Origin of the sequence: Corynebacterium sp. (assembly GCF_030826625.1) — a bacterium.
Lineage (GTDB): Bacteria > Actinomycetota > Actinomycetes > Mycobacteriales > Mycobacteriaceae > Corynebacterium.
The window spans coordinates 3,455-27,371 of record NZ_JAPJNQ010000023.1; the positions used below are offsets into that span (position 1 = coordinate 3,455).

The following is a 23,917-nucleotide window of genomic DNA, read 5'->3' on the forward strand; positions in this document are numbered from 1 at the left end:
GCTTCATTGAGCGCGCCGAACGATCAAGCTGGTTCGATTGGACTTGGCTTTGCTATCCCATCGAATTTCGTGATGCGTGTTGCGCAACAGCTGATCGAGACCGGTGAAGCTCGGCATCCGTTGCTCGGCGTACAGGTTGATGCCCGTAACCCCGTCAATGGTGCGTTGATCGTTTCTGTCGAATCGGGTACTCCGGCGGAGGCGGCTGGTTTGCGGGCGGGTGATATTGTTACCCGCCTGAATGATCGGCAAGTCGATGACTCAGACACGCTGATCGCGGCGACTCGTTCGCATGAATTTGGTGAGACCATAACTTTGGAAGTGGTCTCAGAAGGGTCACAAGATCCGAAACAGGTAGAGCTAACGCTGTCGAACTAGTAAGTTACTAAGAAGTAGTTTTCGTTCACAGTCACTCGATAAACACCTGGAGTTTAGATGTCAGAGAAGCCTGATTTGCGTGCCACCAGCACCACCCGGCCATCACTTCTGGATTTGGATGATCCAGATGCAGAGTTCTTTTTGGCTGCAGAAAAAGAGGGTGATCTTCCTGCTTATCGACGTGCGCTGGTAGTCATCGTTACTGACCGGGATCCAGAGAGCTGGGAAGATACTGGGCGGTTGGTAACTGAATTGCTCGCTGAAGATGATTTCACTGTCGACGGCATCGTGATGGTGCGCAATGACCAATCGCAGATTCGTCAAGCAATTGAAACCGCTGTTATTGGTGGGGTTGATCTGGTGGTTTCGATTGGTGGTACCGGCGTTGGTGCGCGTGATTGCACACCCGAAGCAACCAGCAGTGTGGTGGATATGCGTGTTCCAGGTGTGGCGCAAGCACTGCGTTCATCTGGCCAAGCTTGTGGTGCCGTCGACGCTTGCACATCGCGTGGTATTTGTGGGATCTCGGGTTCAACGGTGGTCGTGAACTTGGCATCATCGCGTGCAGCTATCCGCGATGGGATGGCCACGTTGGGCACGTTGGTGCACCATCTCATTGATCAGTTGCAGAAGCATTCGTTGGATTCTTAAAACCGTCAGTGAGTCTAGTGATAGAGCGCGAAGGCCGAAGCTTTCGCAATCTTTCGCGTACGTGAGGATGCAACATTGAGTGGTCAGGATGATGACGGATTAGCCGCCGGTGGTGATAACCAGCCGTCGCATCGCTCCCCGCGAGCAGGGAGGCGTCGTCGGGCGGTTCGAGCCTCTGATTCTGCGAATTACGATCGGGGAGCTGATCGTTGGGACAAGCAGCAGTCAGCGTGGCAAGTTTTCTCGGCCAACAAGCGGGTAGACCCTGCTGATCCCCACACTGGCTTCGACGATGATTTTTGGCGGGAGCAACGCCCGCCGCACAGCGTTTATTAGAGCTGGCTTTGGTCAACAATGATGTAGCTTAGAACGAAGCTTTTCCAGGGGTCTAAAGCTGTGAGAATTTTGTTCAGCTTGACGACGAATCTGTGGGTTTCGGGTGCTCGGAGACGGTTTGGCGCTGTTCCTTGAGCAGATCGCGGATTTCTGCCAACAATTCGTCGGTAGCCGGTTGGGGTTCTTTGTCTTCGTCTGCGCCCTCCGCGCTGATGCCCAAGCTGCGCTTGCGGGCTTGTTCTAGCTTGTTGATCGGGGTAATGATGATGAAATAGACGATCGCGGCGACGATGAGGAAATTAATCACGGCGGTGATGACAGCCCCGAAGTCCAGGAACGTCGCATCGTTATCTGGGTTTAAGTGAAAGCCCAAACCTGACACGTCTGCGCTACCAAAGGAAGCGATCAGTGGGTTAATAATGTGATCTGAAATTGCAGTGACGATGGCAGTAAAAGCTGCGCCGATGATGACTGCTGTGGACAGCTCAATGACGTTGCCACGCATGATGAAATCTTTAAAACCTTGCAACACGAATGCACACTTTAGCGCAAGAAATAAAATCTAGTTTATGTCTCACTTTTTCCGGTGGCTCGCTCGCCGGTGAGCACGACGGTCAGCGGAGTAGTCAAGGAAGCTACAGCAACACGTTGCGCGGCGCTGCTCGGTAAAGCCAACATCACCGTAGCCCGATTACCTGCAGAAGTGGCTTCCCGAGCCATGATTACGCGTGCACCCTCCGCGATCACGGTGGAATCCGGGGCGGGAGCGACGTCAGCAGAATCGGGGGTATGGGGTTCGTCGTCATTGCCCTCGGAAATTACGCTAACGGTATCGCCGTGATTCAGAAGCGGAATGATCTCGGGATCAGCTAAAGAAATCGGCACCATATGTGCTGCTTCGAGTTGTTCGCTGCTGTGATCGCCTGCTGCTTCAGCAGCGTTGTCGCTATGGACTAGAGCAGCTGTCAGCTCGGAGCTGATAAATCGCGATGGCGTGACCACCTCGCCTGGTTCAGCTGCTGAGACTGCCACCGTTCCCATGACATCTTCTGGTGCAGCAAAAGCACCCGCCGGAGTGAATTCTGCGGGTTGTTCGCGCAATCCCACATCATCAATGGTGATCATGCTTCCTGCTGCCACCGGGCGTAAGAACACGACCACTTCAGGGTCGCTCGTACGGCTTTGTACAGCTAATATGGCGGCGGCGCACACCAGGACGCCGGCGAGCCCGCGTCGAAGGAGCACCGTGCGACGGTGGCCAGGAGTACGCAATCGCTCGATGTATCCGGATATCCCTGTAGCAGCGTTTGTTTTCTGGGGATGAGCCCGTTGGTGTTGCTGCACGGGGCGCGAGGAGCTACGCGTTAATTTCTGCATGCGTGATTAGACTGCAGACGTGCGATTAAGGTTCCTTATTCCGTATTCCGTAACGACCTTGTCCATGCTGCAGTCGTGGTGATCGTGTGGTACCTGCGAGAAGATCTCTGCTGCGAACACTACGCCGAGCAGCTCTGGCATCGTCGTGGGCGCGGAAGGATTGGCACCGGTCACCTGTCTGCGTGCTGCAGCGAGAGCGCGGTCATAAAAACCAGCGCCCTTGCCCAAACGGAAACCATTGTGATCAATTGCAAGAGCTGGAACCACCACGAGATCCAGGTTGGGCAAGCATTGTTTGCTGGGGATGCCATCGGCAATCGGTTCGGCGACCGGTAGTCGCGGGTTGGGGACATGCAAAGAGTCTGGGCCGTCGTAAAGCGCCCAATTGAGTTGAAACCCCGGACGACAGATGGGTAACCAGAGCTCATCGGTGATTTCGGCAAGAGCTTCGAGAAGTACCTCGGCGCCGGGTTCGTCGGCAAGCGGAACATATGCTGCAATCCGCAATGACTGCTTATTGCTGCGTTGTGCGTGCACATAATTGGTGATGTGCGTCGACAACTGCGTATTTTTCGAACGCCAGCTAGTGGGATCTTGACCTGCGCGCAAGCGGGATTGGTGGATACACGCCCGCAGGTCGGCTTTTGCATTCGCGAGGGCAGAGCTACTCATAGCAACCAGATTAGTTCTTGTTAGGGAGAGTTCGTGTGAGCCATACGATTGCTGGGACAACACGTCACCAATAATTATCGCTAATGGTTACGGAAAGCCGTGGACAATTGGAACTTGCAAACAGGTAGTCTTTTGGGCATGTCTCAAGATTCTTCCGGACTCACACAAGACTCGTCACACGCGAAAAACGCTGCGGCCAGCGATGTCACAGGCACTGTTAAAACAGTCGTTGTTCCCGCAGCAGGTTTGGGGACCAGGTTTTTGCCGACGACGAAGACCGTGCCGAAAGAACTCCTACCGGTCGTGGATACGCCAGGTATTGAGATCATCGCCGAAGAAGCCGCTGAGTGTGGTGCGCAACGCTTGGCGGTAGTTACGGCTCCGAACAAGCAAGAGATCATGCGACATTTCGATAGCTTTCCGGAACTTACCCAGACGCTGCATGCGCGCGGTAAAGATGACCAAGCGCGCAAAGTGGAACGTGCTGGGCAGCTTATTCAACCGGTCGCAGTGGAACAGGACAAGCCCTTGGGGCTGGGACATGCAGTCGGTTTGGCCGAAGAACTCTTGAGCGATAGCGAAGACGCATTTGCCGTCATGCTTCCCGATGACCTCGTGCTGCCGATGGGCGTGATGGAAGAAATGGCGCGGGTACGTGCGCAGCTCGGTGGATCTGTGTTGTGTGCCTTTGAGGTTGCACCGGAAGAAACCGTTAACTACGGCGTGTTCGATGTCGCTCCTGCTAGCGAAGTTGCTGGACTACCTTCTGCGCGCGTGCACAAGGTCAAGGGCATGGTGGAAAAACCCGATGCCGGTCAGGCGCCATCAACTCTAGTGGCGGCCGGACGTTACCTGCTTGATCGGGAAATTTTTTCTGCTCTGGCACGCATCACCCCAGGAAAAGGTGGGGAGTTACAGCTAACCGATGCAATCGAGTTGTTGATTCAAGAAGGCCATCCGGTGCATGTGGTCGTCCACCAAGGTACTCGGCATGATCTTGGAAACCCAGGTGGTTTTATTCCAGCGAATGTTGATTTTGGCCTGCATGATGAGAAATACGGGCCAGCGCTGTATCGGTCCCTGAAAAAACTGCTTTCTGCTTACGAAGCAGAGCAAGGAATAGGCTAAGCCCAGGAAGGTAGATCATAGATGCGTTCGGTCGAAGAACAGCTTGCGCTGATTACCGATGCTGCCATGACCCCGGAACCGGTGCGCATCGCGATCACCGATGCCTTGGGGCTGATGTGTGCTGAGGAAGTTCAAGCCACCCAACCGCTGCCGGGCTTTCCACAGGCGGCAATCGATGGTTATGCTGTGCGAGCAGTGGATATCGGAGGCGAGCGCGCTTTACGTCCTAGCCAACCACGGGTGAATAAGTACGGTGAGGCGGCAGGAGCTTCGCAGACAGATCCGGCGGCCGATCATACGGCAGCACACGGTGGTGAAAGTCCACTTCCGCCAACCCCACCAGCTGCAGAGAAATCGCTTCCTGTCGTTGGCGAAGTTCCCGCAGGCTCGCGCCAACCCCTGCGCCTGCAGCCAAAACAGGTGGTGCGGGTGCATACCGGGGCACCATTGCCGACGTTATCTGATGCAGTTCTGCCACTGGAATGGACCGATCGCGGACGCAAGCGCATGACTCCACACCGCGCAGTGCGCTCGGGTGATTTCGTGCGACGGGTTGGCGATGACATTCAGCCTGGCGATGTTGCTGTCGCCTCCGGCGCGATCTTAGGGCCAGCACAAATCGGTTTGTTGGCCGCAGTGGGGCGCGAAAAAGTGTTGGCGTACCCTCGTCCCCGGGTGTCCATCATCTCTTTCGGGCGAGAGCTTGTCGACGTTGACCGTGACCCCGGCTTGGGGCAGGTCTTCGACGTGAATTCCTATTCTTTGGCGGCCGCAGCGAAAGACGCTGGTGCCGATGTAAACCGGGTGGGGATCGCAGAAGGCGAGCCGCGTCGGGTGAAAGAAATGCTCCAGTCACAGATCATGCGCAGCGAAATAATCGTTATCTCCGGTGCCGTTGGTGGTTCTGGTGCACAAATGATGCGTGAAGTGTTGGAGGATCTTGGCGATATCGATACGAGCCGGGTAGCGATGCATCCGGGCTCGGTACAAGGGTTTGGGCTGATCGGGGAACAGCGAGTTCCGGTGTTCCTGCTGCCGTCAAACCCGGTGTCGTCACTGGTCATTTTCGAAGTATTCGTGCGACCGTTGATTCGCTTGTCTCTGGGGAAGGGGAGTGCGTATCGACGACTGGTGCGCGCCCGCTCTATTAATCATTTGGTCTCGCGCCCGGGCCGCCAGGGGTTCATTCGGGCGCGACTGATGCGGGATGCGCAGACCAGTGATTATTTGGTTGAGGGCTTGGGAGGTGCAACCGGTGCGCCAGCGCATTTGCTTGCCGGTCTATCTCAGGCGAACGCCATGATTCGTATCCCAGAGGATGTCGCTGAGGTTCGTCCAGGTGACGTCGTTGACGTGATGTTTTTGACGCAGCGGGCATAATTCGGCAACGCCTCATGCTTGATCCCTTTGGTTTATCGTCCCGGCGTCTTCGCAAACCTGCCGTCGGTAAACCCCATCCCATCCATCCGGGATGGCCGGAAAACACACCCGAAGTTACGACTGCTACTGGGCTACGGGTTCGGTTGCGTCCATTACGGCGTGGTGATGGCCTAGCTTGGCGCGAGCAACGGCTGGTTGATGAAGCATGGTTAAGCCCAGTTGAGCCGACTGCTACGGCTGGATGGGAAGCCGCACACACCAAAGTCGCGTGGAACGAGCATCTCCATATGCTCAATGCCCAAGCTAAAGCGGGTGAGATCATCCCGTTTGCCATTGAAGTCGAAGGAGAATTTGCCGGGCAACTGACCCTCGGTGGAATTCAGCATGGCAGCACCGCAAGCTGTTGGGTGGGATACTGGGTTGCCTCGCCGGTTATGGGCCAAGGCGTAGCGATCGCAGCGGTGGCTCTTGGGATGGATCATGCATTCACGCGAGTCGGCTTACACCGCATTTCTGCGAGCTATTTGCCGGATAATCCCGCGAGTGGCCAGGTTTTGCTCGCTAATGGCTTCCGTCGCGAGGGCTTATTGCGAGGGTTTTTGCACGTTGCTGGTGCGTGGCGGGATCACTATCAAGTCAGTGTGCTGGTCGACGATTTTGCTGAATCGGCCGTAGCACGACTGCGGGCATCGGGTCGACTGCGCTGAATTCGTGACAGTGAGAAGCACAAAAATCTGTGAGTTTTCTGAGTTCGTCGCACACGCGGCGTGCCTGGCAGGCAAGTCACATAATTCCCATTAGTCTAAAGCGATAACTAGCGCCTAGTTGCTTACTTCGGAAGGTGGCAATTTCCTCATGTCAACAACCCTGATCATCGTTTTGATCATCGTCGTCTGGCTCGTTGTGCTTGCGCCGTTGATCTTCCGCGGGCAAAAGCCGATCCGTCATTCTGGCGATGGCTTTAATGACACCCGTGTGGTCTTTTCGGGTGGCAACGACGTGTTGAAGGTACCGCCACGCCCGCGGATGGCGAATGCGCGCGTCAGCTCGGAAGCAGACACCGACCAATCCTCTGACTATGAGCTTGTCGACGCTGAAGAATACGAGATTATCGATGAGCCGTGGCACAAGCGTGAGCAAGATCAAGCTGCTGGCAAGGATACAGCTGAGGACTCTACCGATTACGACGATTCGGACGATCTTGCCGCCGCTTCCGATCGTGCTGTAGCAGATTCTGAGATCATCGATGGCGAAGTCATTGCTGATGATGGGGTAACAGGCCAGGACCCTGCTGGGGAAGCCACAACCGTGCGTGCAGATATCGATGGAGATGAAGCTGCAACCGTCGATGATCAGCAGGCAACGCCTGCTACTGCTATTGCTGACGTTGCTGAGGAGGACCAGCGATCGCGTCGCCGCGTGTTCGTCACTGATCTCGCACCGGAGGAGATGTACGGCCATGATGAGACCTATACCTCGCCCGTGGACTTGCTGTATCCGGGAGTCACGGATGCTGATGCCGTTATTACACGGAGCGCTTCGGAGCCGGAAGAGCTGGTGAACACCTCCGCGCACGAGGAGACTTCTACTGCAGAATCTGCAGAGGATGTTGATGCGGGCGCAACCGTGATTGATCAGGAAGCAGACGCAGCTGAAACAGGCGAGCGGGTAAGCACCCGAGGTAGTTTCGGCATAGGTGCATACCGGGAAGCTGAACTGACTCTCACCGAAGAAGAACTAGCTTTCGCTGCACGACGCTCGGCACGCGGTGGCTGGAATCCAGAGGCAGAACGTCAATTGCAAGCCCAGCGCACCAAACGCCGTCGCACGACCTTGCTGATGCTGACTGCAGCCGTCATCATCACGCTTGCGATTGCCATCCCAGCAGGCGGCTGGTTCTGGGCACTGCCAGCAGGCGCTGTGTTGTTGACGGTATGTTATTTACTTGCCTTGCGTGGCCAGGTGCAACAAGAGCAGCAATTACGGGCTCGCCGAATTCAACAATTGCGTCGCGCTCGTATGGGTGTGCGCAACCGGGACGACGATGATCGCCGTCCAACGGCCAACCAAAATCTGCGTCGCCCGGGTGCTAGGGTCTTGGAGATTGACGATGAAAGCCCAGATTTTTCTGAGCTGCGCACCATTGACTACCAGCAGGCTGACAACCAGCAGTTCGATTATTCGACTCGTACCCTGCACAGGCCACAACAGGCCAGTCGCGAAACCACACTGCGACCGGTGGGGCGTGATGGCTCCTTGGAAGAAGGCCGTGTTATTCGACCACGTGGCCGCCGGGTTGTTTAAGCCGGAGAGCATTTAACCACAGTCACAGCCGAGCATAAGTCACCACATTTATGCTTCTGTGGCTGTGCCAGTTTTTATGGTTGTGTCAGTTTCTGTGGTTGTTCCAGTTTTTGTGGTTGTGCCAACGCCGTTTTCGTGTGCAGCATCCCCAGATTGCTGTACCGGGTGGCCAGGAGCGATGATGTAATTCGTGAGGCCGATGGCTTCAAACAAAGCATGCATGGACGTTGGCCCGACAAAGCTGAATCCTTTCTTTTTTAATTCTTTCGCGAGTGCATGGGAATGCGTTGACTGCGTGGGAATTTCGGACAGATGCGCATAGGATTCCGGCTCCGTGTGGTCCTCGGTAGCAGCTATCGGTGCGAAGGCCGTGATCAATTCTTCCAAGCCGCCGGGATAGTCTGGATCATCGCGTAAAGCGATACAAGCACGTGCATTTTTGATCACAGCGCGAATCTTGCGCTCGTTGCGGATCATGCCCTCGGTGGCCAGAATTTGTGCCACATCAGTTTCTTTGTACGCGGCTACGGCATCGGGAATAAAGCTTGCAAACGCTTTCCGCAGTGCATTTCTGCGACGTAAAACTAGTTCCCACGACAATCCCGCTTGGAAGCTTTCCAAACACAGACGCTCGAAATGGGCTTGCTCTCCCGTGATACGTTGACCCCATTCGGTGTCGTAATAGTCGCGTAGCAGCGTATTGGCGCAGGCCCAGGGCGGACGGGCGGTACCTGTGTCGTCGACAAGATAGCCGTTGCTCAGCAACGTGTATTCCTCGGCCGCTTTTTCTGGCATGGTTTTCTCCTTATTCATCGTGTCTTAGCTTTGCAGTGTGTAGTAAGAGTTCTGTTGTATTTAGACCACACTAATGGCGTGTTCGGTTCCCACCGAGGTTGCGGGGTAGTCTAGGAACATGCATAAGCCCGCTATTCGTGATGCCATGTTGCTGTTCGTACGCCTCGTCGTTGGCATCATTTGCATTATTCGCGGGCTGGATAAGCTCTTTTTCCGTGGCATGGACGAAATCATTGGTTCTTATTCTGCGCAGGCCGTACCCGCCCCCGCGGTGTTGGCATGGGTTGTAATGTTGCTGGAGATTTTCCTCGGTGCAGCCCTAGTTGTGGGGCTTTTGACGACGTTTGTTGCTGGGGTATTGTTTGTCGCTTCAGCCGTGCTGCAGTATTTCCTCGGCGGGGTCGAGTTTTTGGGTGAACAACCCAGTTATGAGCCCATGTTGATGTTTTTCACGTTGTTGCTGGTGATCGTTGTTTTCGGTGCCGGACGGGCTAGTGTGGATGGGGTGTTGACTCGTGCCGAATCATGATGAGATCCAAACGGCGCTTTCGGCTCGCATCGATGGCGAACCTACTGGTATTTCCGACGATATTCTCGATGCTCATCTATCGCGATGCGAAGAATGCCAACGGTTCCAGGCTCGTGCACTAGCGCTGACGCGCAGCATGAACCACAGCCGCCAAGAAGCAGATGACAACCTTGCACCGCCGCATCATCTCACCGAAAATATTTTGGCTGGAGTTGAGCCAACCTGGCGGCGATCTGCTCGCAAAGCTGCATTGAACACGATTATCGCGCGCCTGGTGCTGCTGTTTTGCGGTATCGGTTTCGGAATCTGGGCCGTGGTGTTGGTGGTGGCTTCCGGTGGGCTGATCCCACAGTCACTGGACGTGCAAGGCGAAGCGGTGTTGGATCCTGCGGCGGATCCAGAATTGGCCACAGCGCTCATGGAAGGCGCGGCGTTGCGTGCTGGAGTGTCTTTGGGGTTGATTGCGGCCGCGTGGCGTCCTTACTGGGCGGCCGGCGTGATGCCTGTGGTTGGTGCGATGGGCATGTTCTTAACCGGTTTCACTGTCCGCGATGTGGTTCTGGGAGTCGCAAGCGCACAGCAAATATTGCTCATCTTTATGTTGATCTGTAGCGCGATTGCAACCACCTGGTTGTGGGTGCGTTACCGCTACGTACAGCACCACTATGTCCAGCTTGGCAACCACATCATCGAGTGATACCAGCCGTTGGAAATCGGAAGACCATAAAGGATCGGCGAGAAATAAACAAACATGCCGATTACCGTCGCGAGGTAGATGATGACAGCGAAACTGCCGGTAGTGAGCTCGCGGCCAGTTAGTTGCAGCAACCAACGCCAGCGAATATATCTGCCGTGGTGAGCCGCTTGGCCCAGAATCATCGCGAAGATCACCAGGATGAACGGGATGAAAGCCGCGGCGTAGAAAAAATACATTTGCCGGTCATACGCGGCTAGCCACGGCAGGAATCCGGCTGCGAAACCGACTAGAGGCCAGGCAAAGATGCGTTCGCGACGGATAACGAATGACCAGAGAGCCCACACGATTCCAGGCACGATCAGCCACCAAATTGCTGGAGTGCCAAACAAAAACAGCATTTGCCGGCAGCCTCCTTGCGTACCCACAAGTGGACAGTCGAGTTCTGTGTTTGAGTAATACAAAATTGGGCGTGCAGCGGCCAGCCATGCCCATGGTTTCGAATCCCAGGGGTGAGAATGCCCTCCCGAGCTGGTCAATGACGCATGGAATTCGAGTACGGAATGGTGGTAGTAGAACCAGCTTGCGATGGTATCTGGCAGCGTATGCAGCCAGGAATCTTCATCGATGGTGCCGTCGACTGCAGCATGTCGGTAAACTGCGGTTTCGCTGGCAAACCATGCTCGCCAACTCCAGATATAAACCGCGACTGGAACAACAACCAGTGAAGCGAGCGCTGAGGGAATATCGCGCACCCATAGAGATGAAAACGGCCGGGCGATACCGTAGCGGCGACGGATTATTAGGTCACCGCAGACGCAGAAAAGCCCGAAAAATAAGATGTAATACAGCCCAGACCACTTGATTGCCAGTGCACCGCCGAGCATGAGCCCAGCACCGAAGCGCCACCAGCGCACCCCGAATCGCGGGCCGAAGGCGGAATGCCATGCCGCCGGCCCGTTGCCGTCGGCAAGCGCTTCCCAGGCGTTATGCATACGCGCGCGCATCTCGCGGTGGTCCCGGGCCAGCATCCAGGTGGCTGCGACGATGAAAAACACCTGGAAGATATCCAGCATCCCGAACCGAGAACTGACCAACAGTACACCGTCAAACGTTGCCAAAATCCCGGCGAAGGCTCCAATTTTCCATGACTGGGTGAGCTCGCGCGCTAATAACATGGTCATGATGACAACGGCAGTACCGAATGCTGCTGTCATAGCTCGCCAACCCCACGGCGAATAACCAAAAACGAATTCGGCAAGGGCAATGATTTGCTTTGCCAGTGGGGGATGAACCACTAAGCCATAACCGGGGTTTGATTCGATGCCGCCGATCAACGGATGGTCCCAAGTGCGCACAATGTCCCAGGCCTGGGGGACGTAATGCTTTTCGTCGAAAATCGGGGTCCCGGACGATACCGGGTGCGCCAAGCCGATGAACCGCGTGATCGCTGCCAAGACACCAATAAGCAGCAGCGAATAGCCATCGCGCCGGTCTAAAGGAATGCGGGTGCGTTGTGATTCCGGAAACGGGCGCAGCCGACGGGCATGTGCGAATGTTTGGGTGGGGCGCTGAGCAACGGCAGTCACTCGAATTAGTTTAGGCCAAGCAGAAACTGCTGTGCCATTCTGGAAGAGTGATACGCCGACCTCAAGAACTCACCGAAAATGCAACTGCAGAAGACGCAGTCGCAGGAAACACAACAGCAGGAAGCACGACAGCAGGAAACACCGCCGCAGAATGCGCGCTTCCAAAAAGTAGTGCACAGCAATTGCCGCAAGGGATTATCGTTGCGGCGACCCCGCTGGGCAATCTTGGCGACGCATCTCCGCGGTTGGTGATGGCATTGCAACAGGCACATGTGATCGCGGCAGAAGATACTCGGAGACTGCGCAATTTGGCCAACGCGCTGGGGGTGGAGTTGCGGGCGAAAGTGATCTCGAATTTTGATCACAATGAGGCAGGGCGTGTCGAAGAATTATTGCGCGCCGCTCGTAATTCAAGCGTGCTCGTCGTCAGTGATGCAGGTATGCCGGTGGTTTCAGATCCCGGGCATAATATCGTCGCTGCCGCCCATGACGCAGGAATTTCGGTTACGGCTATACCCGGACCATCGGCGGTGCCCACCGCGTTGGCGCTGAGCGGGCTGCAGGTCGGGAAATTTATCTTTGATAGCTTCGCCCCTCGGAAAGACGGAGCTCGTCGGAGTTGGTTGGAATCTTTCCGCAGCGAGCGTAGGGCAGTGTGCTTCTTCGAATCTCCGCATCGGCTGGCGGATACGCTGCACCTGGCTGCGGAGATTTTAGGGCCGGAGCGCCGCGGAGCTGTGTGCCGTGAGTTGACCAAACTTTATGAAGAAGTGCGGCGAGCTCCGTTAGGAGAATTGGCTGACTGGGCTGAACAAGGGGTAAAAGGCGAGATCACTGTGGTGATTGAGGGTGGGGAGCAAGCAGAAGTTAGCCTCGAGGATGCTCTCGCACGTGTTCAACAGCTTGTCGACGGCGGCATGCGCCTGAAGGCCGCCTGTAAACAGGTAGGGGTGAGGACTTTGCAGTCGAACCGGGAGCTTTACGACGCTTATTTGCGTGCTCGTGACGGTGAATAATGGGCACGGAAATAGCCCGATGGATAACCGGTGGATAAATCCAGCGGTTGGATAAATACCCTTATGAGGTGATTAATCTCATAGACTGTTGTGAAATGCAGCTTTCTCATAACGTGGCGGTGAAATTTAGACATAATGCCTGGCACTTCCTGTTGCCTCGCCGATGCGAGACGCCCAGCTGGACAAACCTTGCTTTGACAGGAATTTTTCAGGTTCTCCAAACTTGATTGCCTGGAGGTTTTCATCCACTCTGTAGGTTATGTCTAAACCTGAATCACAAGGCGCATCCGGCGCTGATAAAGATCAAGTTTCGGATGAGCCGCAGCTTGGTACGGACGCAAACCTAGTCCGTGAAGATCTCAACGAGCTATCTGCTACTAAGCAGATAGCTTATATGTTGGAACACGAAGATGAAGTCGCTGTCAGCAAAGTCGACGATTCGGTGGAGCTTGCCTCTGAAACCGGCGATACCTCAATCGACTGGGGCGTCGTGCTGCCAGCCGGAATTTTGGTATTGGCTACCGTTATCTGGGGGCTGGCATTTACTGAATCATTTAATGATTTTGCTAGCACCGCTTTTGGCTGGATTATCGATAACTTCGGCTGGGCGTTTATGCTGTTTACCACCGTCTTCGTGGTATTCGTTGTCACCATTGCTGCGTCGAAGTTCGGCGCAATTAAATTAGGTTCGATCAATGAAGAACCAGAATTTAATACCATTTCGTGGATTGCGATGATGTTTGCCGCCGGTATGGGCATTGGTTTGATGTTTTTCGGCGCCGCGGAACCAACCTTCTTCTACACCGATGGCGTGCCGGGTATTGACAATGACCCAGTCGGTGGTGCGATGTCACAGGCGATGTTCCACTGGACGTTGCACCCATGGGCCATTTATTCAATCGTCGGCTTGGCCATTGCTTATTCCACGTTCCGCGTGGGCCGTAAACAGTTGTTGTCCTCTGCATTCGTCCCGCTGATCGGCGAGAAGGCGGCTGCAGGTGCAGTCGGTCGCTTCATCGATATTCTGTCCATCTTTGCCACCGTGTTCGGTACTGCATGTTCGCTGGGTCTGGGCGCACTGCAGATTCAGGCAGGCCTGGCAGCATCAGGCATTATTGACGATCCCTCAATGGCCGTCGTCGTCGGCATCGTGTTGGTATTGACTTTGGCCTTTATTCTTTCGGCGCTGTCGGGCGTCGGCAAGGGTATTCAGTATCTGTCGAATGCCAACTTGATTATGGCCGCGGTTTTGGCAATTTTCGTATTTATCGTCGGCCCGACCGTCGTTCAGTTGAACTTGATCCCTGGTTCGCTAGGTTCCTACCTGCAGAACTTCTTGATGATGGCGGGACGCACCGCAGAAAACGGTGAAGCAGCCGCGGACTTTAGCTCGGCGTGGACCATTTTCTACTGGGCATGGTGGGTTTCTTGGTCACCATTCGTCGGTATGTTCTTGGCCCGCATCTCTCGTGGCCGTTCCGTTCGGGAATTCTGCGTCGGCGTGTTGCTGATTCCATCCGGTGTTTCCACGGTCTGGTTTGCCATCTTCGGCGGTACCGCAATCGATTTGGAACGCAAGGATGAAGGCGTAGTCTACGGCGACGGGACTACCGAAAACATGCTGTTTAATATGTTTGACCAATTGCCGCTTGGTGCAATTGCCTCCATCGTCGCGATGGTATTGCTGGCGACGTTCTTCATTACCTCGGCTGACTCTGCCTCGACGGTGATGGGATCGATGTCGCAGCGTGGGCGCATGGTTGCCACCCCATGGCTTTCTGCAACCTGGGGTGTTTTGACCGCTGCGGTTGGCCTGACCATGCTGCTCGGTGGTGGTGAAGATGCACTGGATTCATTGCAATCTGTCACCATTGTTGCCGCCTCACCATTTTTGGTCATCATTATTGGCTTGATGTTCAGCCTGGTTAAAGACCTGCAAAATGATGTCATTTATGTCGAGCAGAAAGAACAGCAAGCCTTCGCCCGCAAGCTGGCGCGTGAACGCCGCCTGACCCGTGAAGCACACGAGAAGGCTGAACTGAAGCAGCGTCGCGCAGAGCGGTTGGATAGCTGGAAACCAGAATCGATGCGGAAAAAGAACTAGCGGCAAGATAATGGCAACCGAAGACCATTATTGAAAACTGCCAGCCACGAAGCGGTAGCGATGCCACTTGTGGTTTTGCTGCCGATCCTGTGAATTCATTGAACCCCGGTAACCATGTGGTGCCGGGGTTCAATTATGCTGGAGGACATGTCTGAAAATGTGCTTGTGAATGTTGCCTGGCCGTATGCCAACGGCCCCCGTCATATCGGACACGTCGCAGGATTTGGCGTTCCATCCGATGTATTCGCTCGCTTTCAGCGAATGCGTGGCAACAACGTCCTGATGGTCTCGGGTACCGATGAACACGGCACGCCGCTGTTGGTGCAGGCGGATAAAGAAGGCGTCTCTGTCCGCGATTTGGCGGATCGTTACAACCGGCAGATCGTGGAAGATCTGCGTGGGTTGGGCTTGTCTTATGACTGGTTTACCCGCACCGTGACTCGCACCCACTACGCGACGGTGCAGGAATTGTTCAAAGGCCTGTACAACAACGGCTACATGGTGAAAGAAACCACAATGGGGGCTGTGTCACCATCGACGGGCCGTACACTGCCGGATCGTTATATCGAGGGCACCTGCCCGATTTGTAACGCCGACGGTGCTCGGGGTGACCAGTGCGATAACTGCGGCAACCAATTGGATCCTGCCGACCTGATCGATCCGGTATCGAAAATCAACGGCGAGACCCCAGTATTCCGCGAAACCGAACACTTTTTGCTGGACTTGCCGGCGCTTGCCGACGCCTTGCGTGAATGGCTTTCCACTCGGGAAGGCTGGCGGCCGAATGTATTGAAGTTCTCGCAAAACCTGTTGGCCGATATGCGCCCGCGTGCGATGACCCGCGATATCGATTGGGGCGTTCCCGTACCGATCGAGGGCTGGGAAAACAATAACGCGAAAAAGCTGTACGTATGGTTCGATGCCGTGATCGGTTACTTGTCTGCTTCGCTCGAATGGGCACAGCGCACCGGTGACCCTGATGCGTGGAAGCAGTTCTGGCTGGACCCTGAAACCAAGTCTTATTATTTCCAGGGCAAAGACAACATCACTTTCCACTCGCAGATCTGGCCTGCGCAGCTGCTGGGCTATGCCGGCAAGGGTGCCAAGGGTGGCGGGGAACACCGTTATGGCGAGATAAACTTGCCGACGGAAATCGTTTCCTCGGAGTTTTTAACGATGTCTGGTTCCAAGTTCTCCTCGTCGAAGGGCTTGGTCATCTACGTCAAGGACTTCTTGGAGGAATTCGGCCCAGACCCGCTGCGATATTTCATTGCGGTGGCTGGTCCAGAAAATAACGACGCAGATTTCACCTGGGACGAATTCGTCCGCCGCATCAACAATGAGCTGGCGAATGGCTGGGGCAATCTGGTTAACCGCACGGTGTCGATGGCGCACAAAAACTTTGGTGAAGTGCCAGAACCTGGCGAGCTGACCGATAGCGATCGCCGCATCCTGGATTTGGCGAACAACGCATTCGACGTCGTCGGTGATGCCTTGTCTCGCTCCAAGTTCAAAGCTGGCATCACCCACGCTATGCACGTCGTCGGCGAGGCGAATGCCTATATCGCAGAAAACGAACCATGGAAGCTGGCGAAAGACGAATCCCAGCGCGAACGTTTGGCGACGGTTCTGTGGACAGCTCTGCAGGTTGTCTCTGACTGCAACGTGCTGCTCACGCCTTATCTGCCACACCTGGCGCAACGGGTTCATGAGACGTTGGGACGCGATGATGTCTGGGCAGCACAGCCAGAGATCGTGGAAGTTGTCGATGACTACGACGTCGAGCTCGTCGGCGTGGGCGTGCCAGACAAGGGGCAGAAGTACCCAGCGATTACCGGCGATTATGACGCTCAGGCAGCGACCTGGAAACGCGTGGACGTTGCCCCAGGAACTGCTTTGGCTAAGCCGAAACCGCTGATTGCGAAACTGGACCCTGAACTTGGTGAGACCGGTCCATCCTGGGCGCCGGTGAATGACACAGAAGATTAGTTTTCACCATGGCTGCAGCAAATATGAATGCTGCAGCCATTACCGTTGAAGAAGGTGAATCCCACGAGTGTTAAGCAGAGAAAAACTCCTTTAATCGTCGCACCTTTGGCCTTCGCCGCTGTGATCTCTGCTGCGGCTAATTTGCGTGCGGGTATTTCTTCGCTCGGTGCCGTCCTGGAGCAGGTGACGGCTGCGTTTGCTGCCCCGGCATCGGTGGCCGGATTGTTGACCGCAATGCCTGGGTTCGCATTCGCCATCATGGGCTTGGCAGCAGTGCCGATTGCCCGCCGGTGTGGATTGTCAACCACATTGTTGGCGGGCATGGTCGCAATGTTTATTGGGTTGGCATTACGACCGCTGATCGGCGCACATCTTCCTGGCGGGATGGCCACGTTCATCGTCTTGACCGCGTTAGTGGTTGCCGGTATCGCGCTGTTGAATGTCTTATTACCAGCTTGGATTAAGCAGCACGCTCCGCGCCGCTCCGTGGTGTTGATGTCGTGCTATTCCGGGTTTTTGGGGCTTTCTGGGGCGATCGCCCCGTTGAGCGCACTGTGGTTTTCCGGAGCTCAAGCATGGCGCCCCGCATTGGGAACGTGGGCAGTGCTCGCAGCGATCCAACTCGTGGTGTGGGTCTTTGTTGTCGCCAAGGTCGGCATCGACAAGCCATCGAAGCCATCAAAGCCTTCGAAACCAGTGAAGCCCCAGCACCACCAACCCGTGGCACAAAGAAGTCAGGAGAGTGCGGGCAGCTGCGAGGGGCGAGACAGCGTAGAGCAAGCCTTGGAAAAGACTTCGCTGTGGCGCTCGCCGACGGCGGTGGCAATGATGGTGTTGTTCGGGCTGCAATCTTCGAATGCTTATGTGCAAATGGGCTGGTTGCCACAGATATTGATCGACCAGGGGGTTGCCCCGGGTCGGGCCGCGGTCGCATTGGCGGTGCTGGGCTGCGTCAACGTTATCGGGGGTGTGAGCATGCCGTTCGTAGTTGCTCGAATTCGTGATCTACGTCCATTGATCGTGGTCTTTGGTGTGCTCACCACCGGCGGTTATGTGGGAATCATTTTTGCTGGGGCCCTCTCCCCAGAGGTGTGGGCGATCGTGCTGGGCTTGGGCGGAATGTGTTTTCCGACGATCCTCGCACTGTTGGCAGAGCGCACGTGTACGCCAGAGGTGACGGCTCGTTTGTCTGGCTTTGTGCAACCTTATGGCTATTTGATGGCTGGCCTGCTGCCGTTGCTGATCGGCTTCGTTTACCAGGCGACCGGGCAGTGGTTATTGATACTGACTGCGATGGCGCTGACTGGTGTGGGTATGTCTGCGTTGGGCTATCGGGCCGGAAAGAAAGTCTTTATTGACGATGAGCTGGTGCAGGCTGCCCGGCCGGAGATAGCCGGATAATCGTTACACTGGGGCATTATGTCGAAAAAGAAGTCACGCCCACAACCGTTTCCTGCCCCCGAAATCACTGGCATTGTTGATGCCCATACTCACCTGACATCGTGCCGGGATGCCAGCGTGGAGACGCTGTTGGAACGCGCGATCAGCGGCGGTATTGGGGAAATCTGCACCGTCGGCGATGACTTAGTCGAAGCTGAACAAGCTCTGCGTGCGGCGCAAAAACACCCGAACTTGCATGCCGCATGTGCGATTCATCCGACAAAAGCTGATCAGCTGGACGACGATGCCAAAACTCGCTTGCAGGAAATGGCACGCGATGAGAACTGTGTCGCGATTGGTGAAACCGGCCTGGATACCTATTGGATTAGACATTCTCCGGCGACCACCGCGAGTTTGGAACAGCAGGAAGCCTCGTTGCGGTGGCATATACAGCTGGCTCGCGAGGTAGGCAAGACATTGATGATTCATAATCGGGAAGCTGATGCGGATCTGCTCCGCATTCTTGACGACGAACCGGCGCCACCGCAGGTGATGCTGCATTGTTTTTCTTCGCCGGTAGAGATGGCAAAAGAGGCAATTGAGCGTGGTTGGGTGCTCAGCTTCGCCGGCAACGTGACATTCAAGCGCAATGACGAGTTACGGCAAGCAGCTTCTTTGGTGCCGAAGGGGCAGTTATTGATTGAAACTGACGCTCCGTTTATGACCCCGGAGCCATTTCGTGGTGCACCCAACGAGCCGTCACTAGTGGGCTACACCGCCTTGTGCGTTGCACAACAGCGTAATCAAACCCCAGAGGAGCTGGCGGCGGAGGTTCGTGCCACTTACCGTCGTGTGTATGGCTTGACGGAGTCCAACGTGTAGAAGCACGAGAATGTGACAAAATGCATAATCGCAATCTCGCCAGCGTAGCTGTTCTGAATGTGGCGCTGGTGAACCGTGGGTGAACTGTGAATTGTGTGGCGAACGGAAATCACTCGCGTTTCGCAACACGCTGTTGCGTTATCGTATTGTTACTATCGTTGCATTGTTTGCGAGTCCCTAGTGCCTTCGGGGGATTCACCTCACGTGAGAATTTTTAAGGAAGTCCATGTCGACCAAAAAGCAGATCCAACGAATCAACTCCAACGCCTCAACGCCACTGCGCGTTGCAACCGGGGGAGTCGTTGGTGCCCTGCTGGTTGGTGGCGTCGTTGGGCTGAATGCGCACAAGGATATCGTTGTTGATGCTAACGGCGAGCTGATCGAGCTTTCCACCTTCGCGAAAGATGTAGAATCTGCTCTCGCTGACGCTGATCTTGAGCTCAGCACACACGACGTTATCTCCCCAGCTTTATCTGAAGACGTGCACGAAGGTGACACCATCACGGTGCGCACCACCAAGCCGGTTGCCGTCACCATTGATGGCGCAGATACCGAATTGACCACCACTGCTAGCACCGTTGGTGAGCTTCGTAGCGAGATTGCCGGCCTGCACCGTGGCGCCAAATTGTTGGCGAATGGGAAAGAGGTTCTGGGTGACGACGCGTTGACCACCGGAATGAAACTGGAAGCGGTAGCACCCAAGATCGTTTCAATTATCGATGGTGGGAAGACGGTTTACACCCAGCAAGCGGTGCGCACCGTCGGCGAGCTGCTGGATGCCCGTGACATTCAGTTGGGTGAATTCGACCGTCTGCACCTGCCGGAAGATACCAAGCTGACGACTGGCATGGAGATCGTCATTGATCGCGTGAACTTCGAGGATGAGCGCATTAGTGAGCCGATTGATCCTGAGGTGATTTACCGGGATGACGCGAATTTGAACGAAGGCGATGAGCAGGTTGTTGAGTCCGGAGCCTTCGGCCACCGTGAGGTCACACTGCGGAAAAAATTTGTCAATGGCCAGGAAGAAGCTGTTGAGCGTATCGATGAGCACGAGACTGCTCCCGCCCAGCCGCGCGTAATCGCTCGTGGCACTAAGCCTGTGGCACCGGCGGCACCGGCAGCTCCCGCCGTCGCTGGTGGATCCGTGTGGGATGAACTCGCTGCATGTGAATCTAACGGAAACTGGTCGATTAATACCGGTAACGGTTACCACGGTGGCCTACAATTCAATGCTGGTACCTGGGCAGCCTACGGTGGTACCGCTTATGCACCAACCGCAGATTTGGCAACTCGTGAGCAACAGATTGAGATCGCGAAAAAGACTCAAGCCGCACAGGGCTGGGGTGCGTGGCCTGCCTGCACAGCGAAGATGGGCTTGCGCTAACAGCTGTTAAACTACCGGCATGGCAAACGATGAGGCGCGCGCCGACAACCATGGGACGGTAGATTTGTTGGGCCCGGTAGAAATCCGGGCTCTTGCCGACGAGATTGGCATCGTCCCGACGAAAAAACTCGGGCAAAATTTTGTGCATGATGCTAATACCGTGCGCCGGATCGTCGATACAGCTCAGGTTTCTCCGAATGATCACGTTCTGGAAGTTGGTCCTGGTCTCGGGTCTTTAACGCTGGGTTTGTTGGATATCGCAGACCATGTCACGGCCATCGAAATCGATGAGCGCTTAGCCGCGAAGCTTCCCGATACGGTCGCCACACGTGCACAGCAACGTGCAGCGAATTTTTCTTTGCTGACAGCCGACGCCCTGCGTGTGAGCCCAGAAGAAGTAGCAGCGGTTTCCCCGGCTGCGGTTGGCGCACCGACAGCTTTGGTCGCCAACTTACCGTATAACGTCGCGGTGCCAGTGCTGTTGCATTTGTTGGCACAATTTCCCAGCATCACGCGCGTTTTAGTGATGGTGCAGGCAGAAGTTGCCGATCGCTTGGCTGCGCAGCCAGGGACGAAAATTTACGGTGTTCCGAGCGTGAAAGCTAGTTTCTATGGCGAGGTCACGCGTGCAGGCACGATCGCCGAGCACGTGTTTTGGCCAGCGCCGACGATTAAGTCCGGCTTAGTGCGCATTGAACGCTACCCAGAACATGCCCGTGCTTGGCCGATTGATGAGGCAACCCGCCGCGCGGTTTTCCCGGTTGTCGACGCCGCATTCGCGCAGCGCCGCAAGACATTACGCGCTGCCTTATCTAAACATTATGGTTCAGCGACCGCGGCCGAACAGGCCTTGCGCGCGGTAAATATTGAGCCATCGCTGCGCGGGGAAAAACTCAGCGTGAGTGATTTTGTGCGTCTTGGATTGGGCAACGAGTGATGGCCAGCGTGCGCACACAGCAAACACGTAAGCAGACCACTTATGCGGCGCGGGCTTTTGCGAAAGTGAATTTGCATTTGGCAGTTGGCCCTGCCCGCGATGATGGGTTTCATGAGTTGGTCACGATTTTCCAATCTCTCGATCTCGCCGATGTTGTGAGTATCGAAATCTCGGAGCCATCTGCTGCGCCCGTGACTGGTGATGCCGAACCTCTGGCTCGTGAAAGTGCCGGCACTGTGGTGACTGGCGGCACTGCGGTGACTGGCTTATCTGTGTCGGGACGAGATAGCCACGCAGTGCCCACCGATGCTTCGAATCTCGCGTGGAAAGCAGTCGATGCCGTGGTACAAGCACTGCGTCAGATTCACGGAGCAGACCTACTGTTGCCAAAGGTGAAAATCGCCATCGAGAAAAATATCCCCGTTGCCGGGGGCATGGCAGGCGGTTCTGCTGACGCTGCGGCAGCCTTGCGCGCGGCCAATGCTCTATTTTCCGAATACGGAGAGTGCGCAATGCTTGATGAAAGGACTTTGCATGAGCTGGCCGCACAGCTCGGCTCAGATATCCCGTTTTGCCTGCATGGCCACACCGCAGTAGGCCAGGGGCGCGGCGAGAAATTGTATCCGCTACCGACCACCGGAAAATTTCACTGGGCTTTGCTCGCCCATGAGCAAGGGCTATCAACGCCACACGTATTCCGTGCCTTCGATGAGCTGGTCCAGGATTCACAGCCAAACCCCGCTACGGAAGAAACTGCTGATTTAGCTGCCGCGTTGCTTGACGCGGACGTCCACCAGGTTGCGCAGTTTTTGCGCAATGACCTGCAAGCAGCGGCGCTGCACGTACGAGCAGATTTACGCGCCAGCATCGACGCCGGGGTAGCAGCAGGGGCTCTAGCAGGCGTTATCTCCGGATCCGGGCCAACTTGCGCATTTTTGTGCGGTGACGAATTCAGTGCTGCTCGTGTGGCTGCGCACCTGGAAAGCACAATAGCCGGTACTCGCGGCATTACTGCCACGAGCCCGGCTGGTCGCGCGGAACTCATCGAGTATTAGCTCGCAGAGAGCTCCGTAGCTGTGAACTTACAGAGTTAGCGTTAGCACGCTCCGCTTCGGGCGAATGCTATTGATTGCTATTTCGCCAGACCCATTTCAACTGGTGCGAAGTCTAGTTCGGTGCGGGTCACAACTTCGCCTTCTTTGAGGTCAACCATCAGGAATTCCTTGTTTTCGGCGTCGGTGACATAAGCGATATCGCCATCGACCTTCAGGATTGGACCAGGCTGTTGCCATTCGTCTTTTTCCTTCCATGGTTTGATGACCTCGATGCGATCGGTGACCTCACCGGATTCCACATCGATGATGTTCAAGAAGCCATCGTAAGTCAGCACGACACCGTCGCCATCTTCAGTGCGTCCCAGGGAACGGAACCAATAGGAATCTTCCAGGTCAACCTTCTTGACGGTGTAATCGCGGGTATCGATCAGTGTGACAGAAGTCGGGCGCTCGAGATCAGCGTCTTCGTCAGTTTTGTTATCACCGAGAACGATTGGGGAATTCTCGCTTCCCGCCAAGTTTCCGGAGCGCTGATAACCGTCAGTCCAGAAATCGCTTGCATCGACCTTGTGGAACTCCTGGTCTTCGACATCGAAGACCACAGGGCCATTGGTGCAGCCGAAGGCGACGTTTCCGCCACCGGCGACGGCCTCACCGTGGATGCCTGGGCAGTCGTCGGTGGAAGCCAGTACTTCGTTTTCGAGGCTGCGGTATTCGATGCGGTGGCGTTCGTCCTCGGTACCAACGGTGGTGAGGTAGCTGCCGTCTTCGAACGGAACTGCCACACCGTGGTGCGGATCGCCAGATTCTGCGGTGATCAGGTGCGTCGGACGCATGGAATCGGTGCCATCTTGCAGCTCATCAATGTCGAAGATGGTGATTTCGCCAGTGCCGTCGTCGAAAAGCGCAGTCTTGCCGTCATGCTGGACTACATGGCCTGGCTTTTCTGCCGCCAAGATGGCGTCGGTCAGCTCAGGAGACTTTTCGTAATAGTGGTTGTGATCGCCGTGTGGCTGGGTGACGGCACCGGTATCGAAAATGGTAAAGCCGTCTTTGCCGGAAACGAACAGGTGGCGGGTATCGCCAGCGGGGTTCAGACGGTGGAAGCCTTTAATTTCTTCTTCGTCGACGATTTCGCCGGTGGATGGGTCAATCGTCGTTAAACCTTTATCGTGAGAGAGCACGATGCGCTGCGGCAGCGAGGAAACCTCGGTCAATTCGGCGTCGTCCGAGGCAGGACCGTCGTGGTCGTGTCCGTGTGATTCAGATTCGGTGGCTTCGGAGGTGGCGGTGGTTTGGTCCGCGCTGGTTGCGTCTTCGTCTGGGCTGGAGCT

23 protein-coding genes are annotated in these 23,917 nt (G+C 55.6%); 17 read left to right on the forward strand and 6 right to left on the reverse strand.

Annotation, left to right across the window (positions count from 1 at the left end):
* The 3 genes from RCH87_RS04375 to RCH87_RS04385 form a co-directional block, all read left to right on the forward strand.
* Nucleotides 1-378: S1C family serine protease (locus tag RCH87_RS04375; protein ID WP_306515510.1), on the forward strand; the 378-nt coding region annotated here is incomplete at its 5' end.
* Between the two features lie 57 nt (nucleotides 379-435).
* Entirely contained in the window at nucleotides 436-1,029 is a 594-nt protein-coding gene (locus RCH87_RS04380; RefSeq protein WP_306515511.1) for a molybdenum cofactor biosynthesis protein B, read from the forward strand.
* A gap of 75 nt (nucleotides 1,030-1,104) precedes the next feature.
* Nucleotides 1,105-1,365, forward strand: a complete 261-nt coding sequence (locus RCH87_RS04385; protein WP_306515512.1) for a hypothetical protein — start codon at nucleotides 1,105-1,107, stop codon at nucleotides 1,363-1,365.
* A gap of 73 nt (nucleotides 1,366-1,438) precedes the next feature.
* Here RCH87_RS04385 and mscL read toward each other — a convergent pair whose 3' ends face one another.
* The 3 genes from mscL to RCH87_RS04400 are packed head-to-tail and all read right to left on the reverse strand — an operon-like array spanning nucleotide 1,439 to nucleotide 3,414.
* Entirely contained in the window at nucleotides 1,439-1,897 is a 459-nt protein-coding gene (gene mscL, locus RCH87_RS04390; RefSeq protein WP_306515513.1) for a large conductance mechanosensitive channel protein MscL, read from the reverse strand.
* 35 nt (nucleotides 1,898-1,932) lie between these two features.
* A complete protein-coding gene (locus tag RCH87_RS04395; protein WP_306515514.1) occupies nucleotides 1,933-2,742 on the reverse strand; it encodes an SAF domain-containing protein in 810 nt (269 codons plus the stop codon).
* A gap of 6 nt (nucleotides 2,743-2,748) precedes the next feature.
* Entirely contained in the window at nucleotides 2,749-3,414 is a 666-nt protein-coding gene (locus RCH87_RS04400) for a 5-formyltetrahydrofolate cyclo-ligase (RefSeq protein ID WP_306515515.1), read from the reverse strand.
* Nucleotides 3,415-3,552: 138 nt separating this feature from the next.
* Between RCH87_RS04400 and RCH87_RS04405 the strand changes: the two genes are divergently transcribed.
* The 4 genes from RCH87_RS04405 (at nucleotide 3,553) to glpR (ending at nucleotide 8,226) form a co-directional block, all read left to right on the forward strand.
* Entirely contained in the window at nucleotides 3,553-4,542 is a 990-nt protein-coding gene (locus RCH87_RS04405) for a UTP--glucose-1-phosphate uridylyltransferase (protein ID WP_306515516.1), read from the forward strand.
* Between the two features lie 21 nt (nucleotides 4,543-4,563).
* Complete coding sequence (gene glp, locus RCH87_RS04410; RefSeq protein WP_306515517.1) at nucleotides 4,564-5,922, forward strand: gephyrin-like molybdotransferase Glp; 1,359 nt, start codon at nucleotides 4,564-4,566, stop codon at nucleotides 5,920-5,922.
* Between the two features lie 14 nt (nucleotides 5,923-5,936).
* The gene (locus RCH87_RS04415; RefSeq protein ID WP_306515518.1) at nucleotides 5,937-6,629 is read left to right on the forward strand and encodes a GNAT family N-acetyltransferase; all 693 of its coding nucleotides are present in this window, start codon (nucleotides 5,937-5,939) and stop codon (nucleotides 6,627-6,629) included.
* Between the two features lie 148 nt (nucleotides 6,630-6,777).
* Nucleotides 6,778-8,226, forward strand: a complete 1,449-nt coding sequence (gene glpR / locus RCH87_RS04420; protein WP_306515519.1) for a gephyrin-like molybdotransferase receptor GlpR — start codon at nucleotides 6,778-6,780, stop codon at nucleotides 8,224-8,226.
* A gap of 48 nt (nucleotides 8,227-8,274) precedes the next feature.
* On the opposite strand, the gene RCH87_RS04425 is transcribed toward glpR, so the two are convergent.
* The gene (locus tag RCH87_RS04425) at nucleotides 8,275-9,021 is read right to left on the reverse strand and encodes a DNA-3-methyladenine glycosylase I (RefSeq protein ID WP_306515520.1); all 747 of its coding nucleotides are present in this window, start codon (nucleotides 9,019-9,021) and stop codon (nucleotides 8,275-8,277) included.
* 118 nt (nucleotides 9,022-9,139) lie between these two features.
* Here RCH87_RS04425 and RCH87_RS04430 point away from each other — a divergent pair, with 118 nt between their 5' ends.
* Both RCH87_RS04430 and RCH87_RS04435 read left to right on the forward strand, forming a co-directional pair.
* Nucleotides 9,140-9,550 (forward strand): DoxX family protein, encoded by a 411-nt coding sequence (locus RCH87_RS04430; protein ID WP_306515521.1) that lies wholly within the window; start codon nucleotides 9,140-9,142, stop codon nucleotides 9,548-9,550.
* Complete coding sequence (locus RCH87_RS04435; protein WP_306515522.1) at nucleotides 9,537-10,247, forward strand: zf-HC2 domain-containing protein; 711 nt, start codon at nucleotides 9,537-9,539, stop codon at nucleotides 10,245-10,247. Before RCH87_RS04430 ends, RCH87_RS04435 begins: the two co-directional genes overlap by 14 nt.
* Here RCH87_RS04435 and RCH87_RS04440 read toward each other — a convergent pair.
* Complete coding sequence (locus RCH87_RS04440) at nucleotides 10,214-11,833, reverse strand: dolichyl-phosphate-mannose--protein mannosyltransferase (RefSeq protein ID WP_373690915.1); 1,620 nt, start codon at nucleotides 11,831-11,833, stop codon at nucleotides 10,214-10,216. The genes RCH87_RS04435 and RCH87_RS04440 overlap by 34 nt on opposite strands.
* Nucleotides 11,834-12,015: 182 nt before the next feature.
* On the opposite strand from RCH87_RS04440, the gene rsmI reads away from it, so the two are divergent.
* The 8 genes from rsmI to RCH87_RS04480 all read left to right on the forward strand — a co-directional run bounded on the left by rsmI (nucleotide 12,016) and on the right by RCH87_RS04480 (nucleotide 22,583).
* Nucleotides 12,016-12,849, forward strand: a complete 834-nt coding sequence (gene rsmI / locus RCH87_RS04445) for a 16S rRNA (cytidine(1402)-2'-O)-methyltransferase (RefSeq protein WP_306515532.1) — start codon at nucleotides 12,016-12,018, stop codon at nucleotides 12,847-12,849.
* A 259-nt stretch (nucleotides 12,850-13,108) separates the two neighbouring features.
* Complete coding sequence (locus RCH87_RS04450; RefSeq protein ID WP_373690916.1) at nucleotides 13,109-14,953, forward strand: BCCT family transporter; 1,845 nt, start codon at nucleotides 13,109-13,111, stop codon at nucleotides 14,951-14,953.
* 147 nt (nucleotides 14,954-15,100) lie between these two features.
* Nucleotides 15,101-16,942: a methionine--tRNA ligase gene (metG, locus tag RCH87_RS04455; RefSeq protein WP_306515523.1), complete on the forward strand. Its 1,842-nt coding sequence runs from the start codon at nucleotides 15,101-15,103 to the stop codon at nucleotides 16,940-16,942.
* 27 nt (nucleotides 16,943-16,969) lie between these two features.
* Nucleotides 16,970-18,343, forward strand: a complete 1,374-nt coding sequence (locus RCH87_RS04460; protein ID WP_306515524.1) for a CynX/NimT family MFS transporter — start codon at nucleotides 16,970-16,972, stop codon at nucleotides 18,341-18,343.
* Between the two features lie 18 nt (nucleotides 18,344-18,361).
* Entirely contained in the window at nucleotides 18,362-19,204 is an 843-nt protein-coding gene (locus RCH87_RS04465) for a TatD family hydrolase (protein WP_306515525.1), read from the forward strand.
* A 226-nt stretch (nucleotides 19,205-19,430) separates the two neighbouring features.
* Nucleotides 19,431-20,591, forward strand: a complete 1,161-nt coding sequence (locus tag RCH87_RS04470; RefSeq protein WP_306515526.1) for a resuscitation-promoting factor — start codon at nucleotides 19,431-19,433, stop codon at nucleotides 20,589-20,591.
* A gap of 19 nt (nucleotides 20,592-20,610) precedes the next feature.
* Entirely contained in the window at nucleotides 20,611-21,528 is a 918-nt protein-coding gene (gene rsmA / locus RCH87_RS04475) for a 16S rRNA (adenine(1518)-N(6)/adenine(1519)-N(6))-dimethyltransferase RsmA (RefSeq protein WP_306515527.1), read from the forward strand.
* On the forward strand, nucleotides 21,528-22,583 hold the full coding sequence (locus RCH87_RS04480; protein WP_373690917.1) for a 4-(cytidine 5'-diphospho)-2-C-methyl-D-erythritol kinase: 1,056 nt from the start codon (nucleotides 21,528-21,530) through the stop codon (nucleotides 22,581-22,583). Before rsmA ends, RCH87_RS04480 begins: the two co-directional genes overlap by 1 nt.
* Nucleotides 22,584-22,660: 77 nt before the next feature.
* Here the strand turns inward: RCH87_RS04480 and RCH87_RS04485 are convergent.
* Nucleotides 22,661-23,917: hypothetical protein (locus RCH87_RS04485; protein ID WP_306515529.1), on the reverse strand; the 1,257-nt coding region annotated here is incomplete at its 5' end.

What these genes read in the sequence shown, in the direction of transcription:
- glpR (WP_306515519.1), top strand. Translation starts at nt 6,778, where the DNA reads ATGTCAACAACCCTGATCATCGTTTTGATCATCGTCGTCTGGCTCGTT.
- RCH87_RS04430 (WP_306515521.1), top strand. Translation starts at nt 9,140, where the DNA reads ATGCATAAGCCCGCTATTCGTGATGCCATGTTGCTGTTCGTACGCCTC.
- RCH87_RS04400 (WP_306515515.1), bottom strand. Translation starts at nt 3,414, where the DNA reads ATGAGTAGCTCTGCCCTCGCGAATGCAAAAGCCGACCTGCGGGCGTGT.
- RCH87_RS04450 (WP_373690916.1), top strand. Translation starts at nt 13,109, where the DNA reads ATGTCTAAACCTGAATCACAAGGCGCATCCGGCGCTGATAAAGATCAA.
- RCH87_RS04460 (WP_306515524.1), top strand. Translation starts at nt 16,970, where the DNA reads ATGCTGCAGCCATTACCGTTGAAGAAGGTGAATCCCACGAGTGTTAAG.
- RCH87_RS04480 (WP_373690917.1), top strand. Translation starts at nt 21,528, where the DNA reads ATGGCCAGCGTGCGCACACAGCAAACACGTAAGCAGACCACTTATGCG.
- RCH87_RS04425 (WP_306515520.1), bottom strand. Translation starts at nt 9,021, where the DNA reads ATGCCAGAAAAAGCGGCCGAGGAATACACGTTGCTGAGCAACGGCTAT.
- RCH87_RS04405 (WP_306515516.1), top strand. Translation starts at nt 3,553, where the DNA reads ATGTCTCAAGATTCTTCCGGACTCACACAAGACTCGTCACACGCGAAA.
- RCH87_RS04380 (WP_306515511.1), top strand. Translation starts at nt 436, where the DNA reads ATGTCAGAGAAGCCTGATTTGCGTGCCACCAGCACCACCCGGCCATCA.
- RCH87_RS04415 (WP_306515518.1), top strand. Translation starts at nt 5,937, where the DNA reads ATGCTTGATCCCTTTGGTTTATCGTCCCGGCGTCTTCGCAAACCTGCC.
- rsmA (WP_306515527.1), top strand. Translation starts at nt 20,611, where the DNA reads ATGGCAAACGATGAGGCGCGCGCCGACAACCATGGGACGGTAGATTTG.
- RCH87_RS04470 (WP_306515526.1), top strand. Translation starts at nt 19,431, where the DNA reads ATGTCGACCAAAAAGCAGATCCAACGAATCAACTCCAACGCCTCAACG.
- RCH87_RS04465 (WP_306515525.1), top strand. Translation starts at nt 18,362, where the DNA reads ATGTCGAAAAAGAAGTCACGCCCACAACCGTTTCCTGCCCCCGAAATC.
- RCH87_RS04395 (WP_306515514.1), bottom strand. Translation starts at nt 2,742, where the DNA reads ATGCAGAAATTAACGCGTAGCTCCTCGCGCCCCGTGCAGCAACACCAA.
- metG (WP_306515523.1), top strand. Translation starts at nt 15,101, where the DNA reads ATGTCTGAAAATGTGCTTGTGAATGTTGCCTGGCCGTATGCCAACGGC.
- glp (WP_306515517.1), top strand. Translation starts at nt 4,564, where the DNA reads ATGCGTTCGGTCGAAGAACAGCTTGCGCTGATTACCGATGCTGCCATG.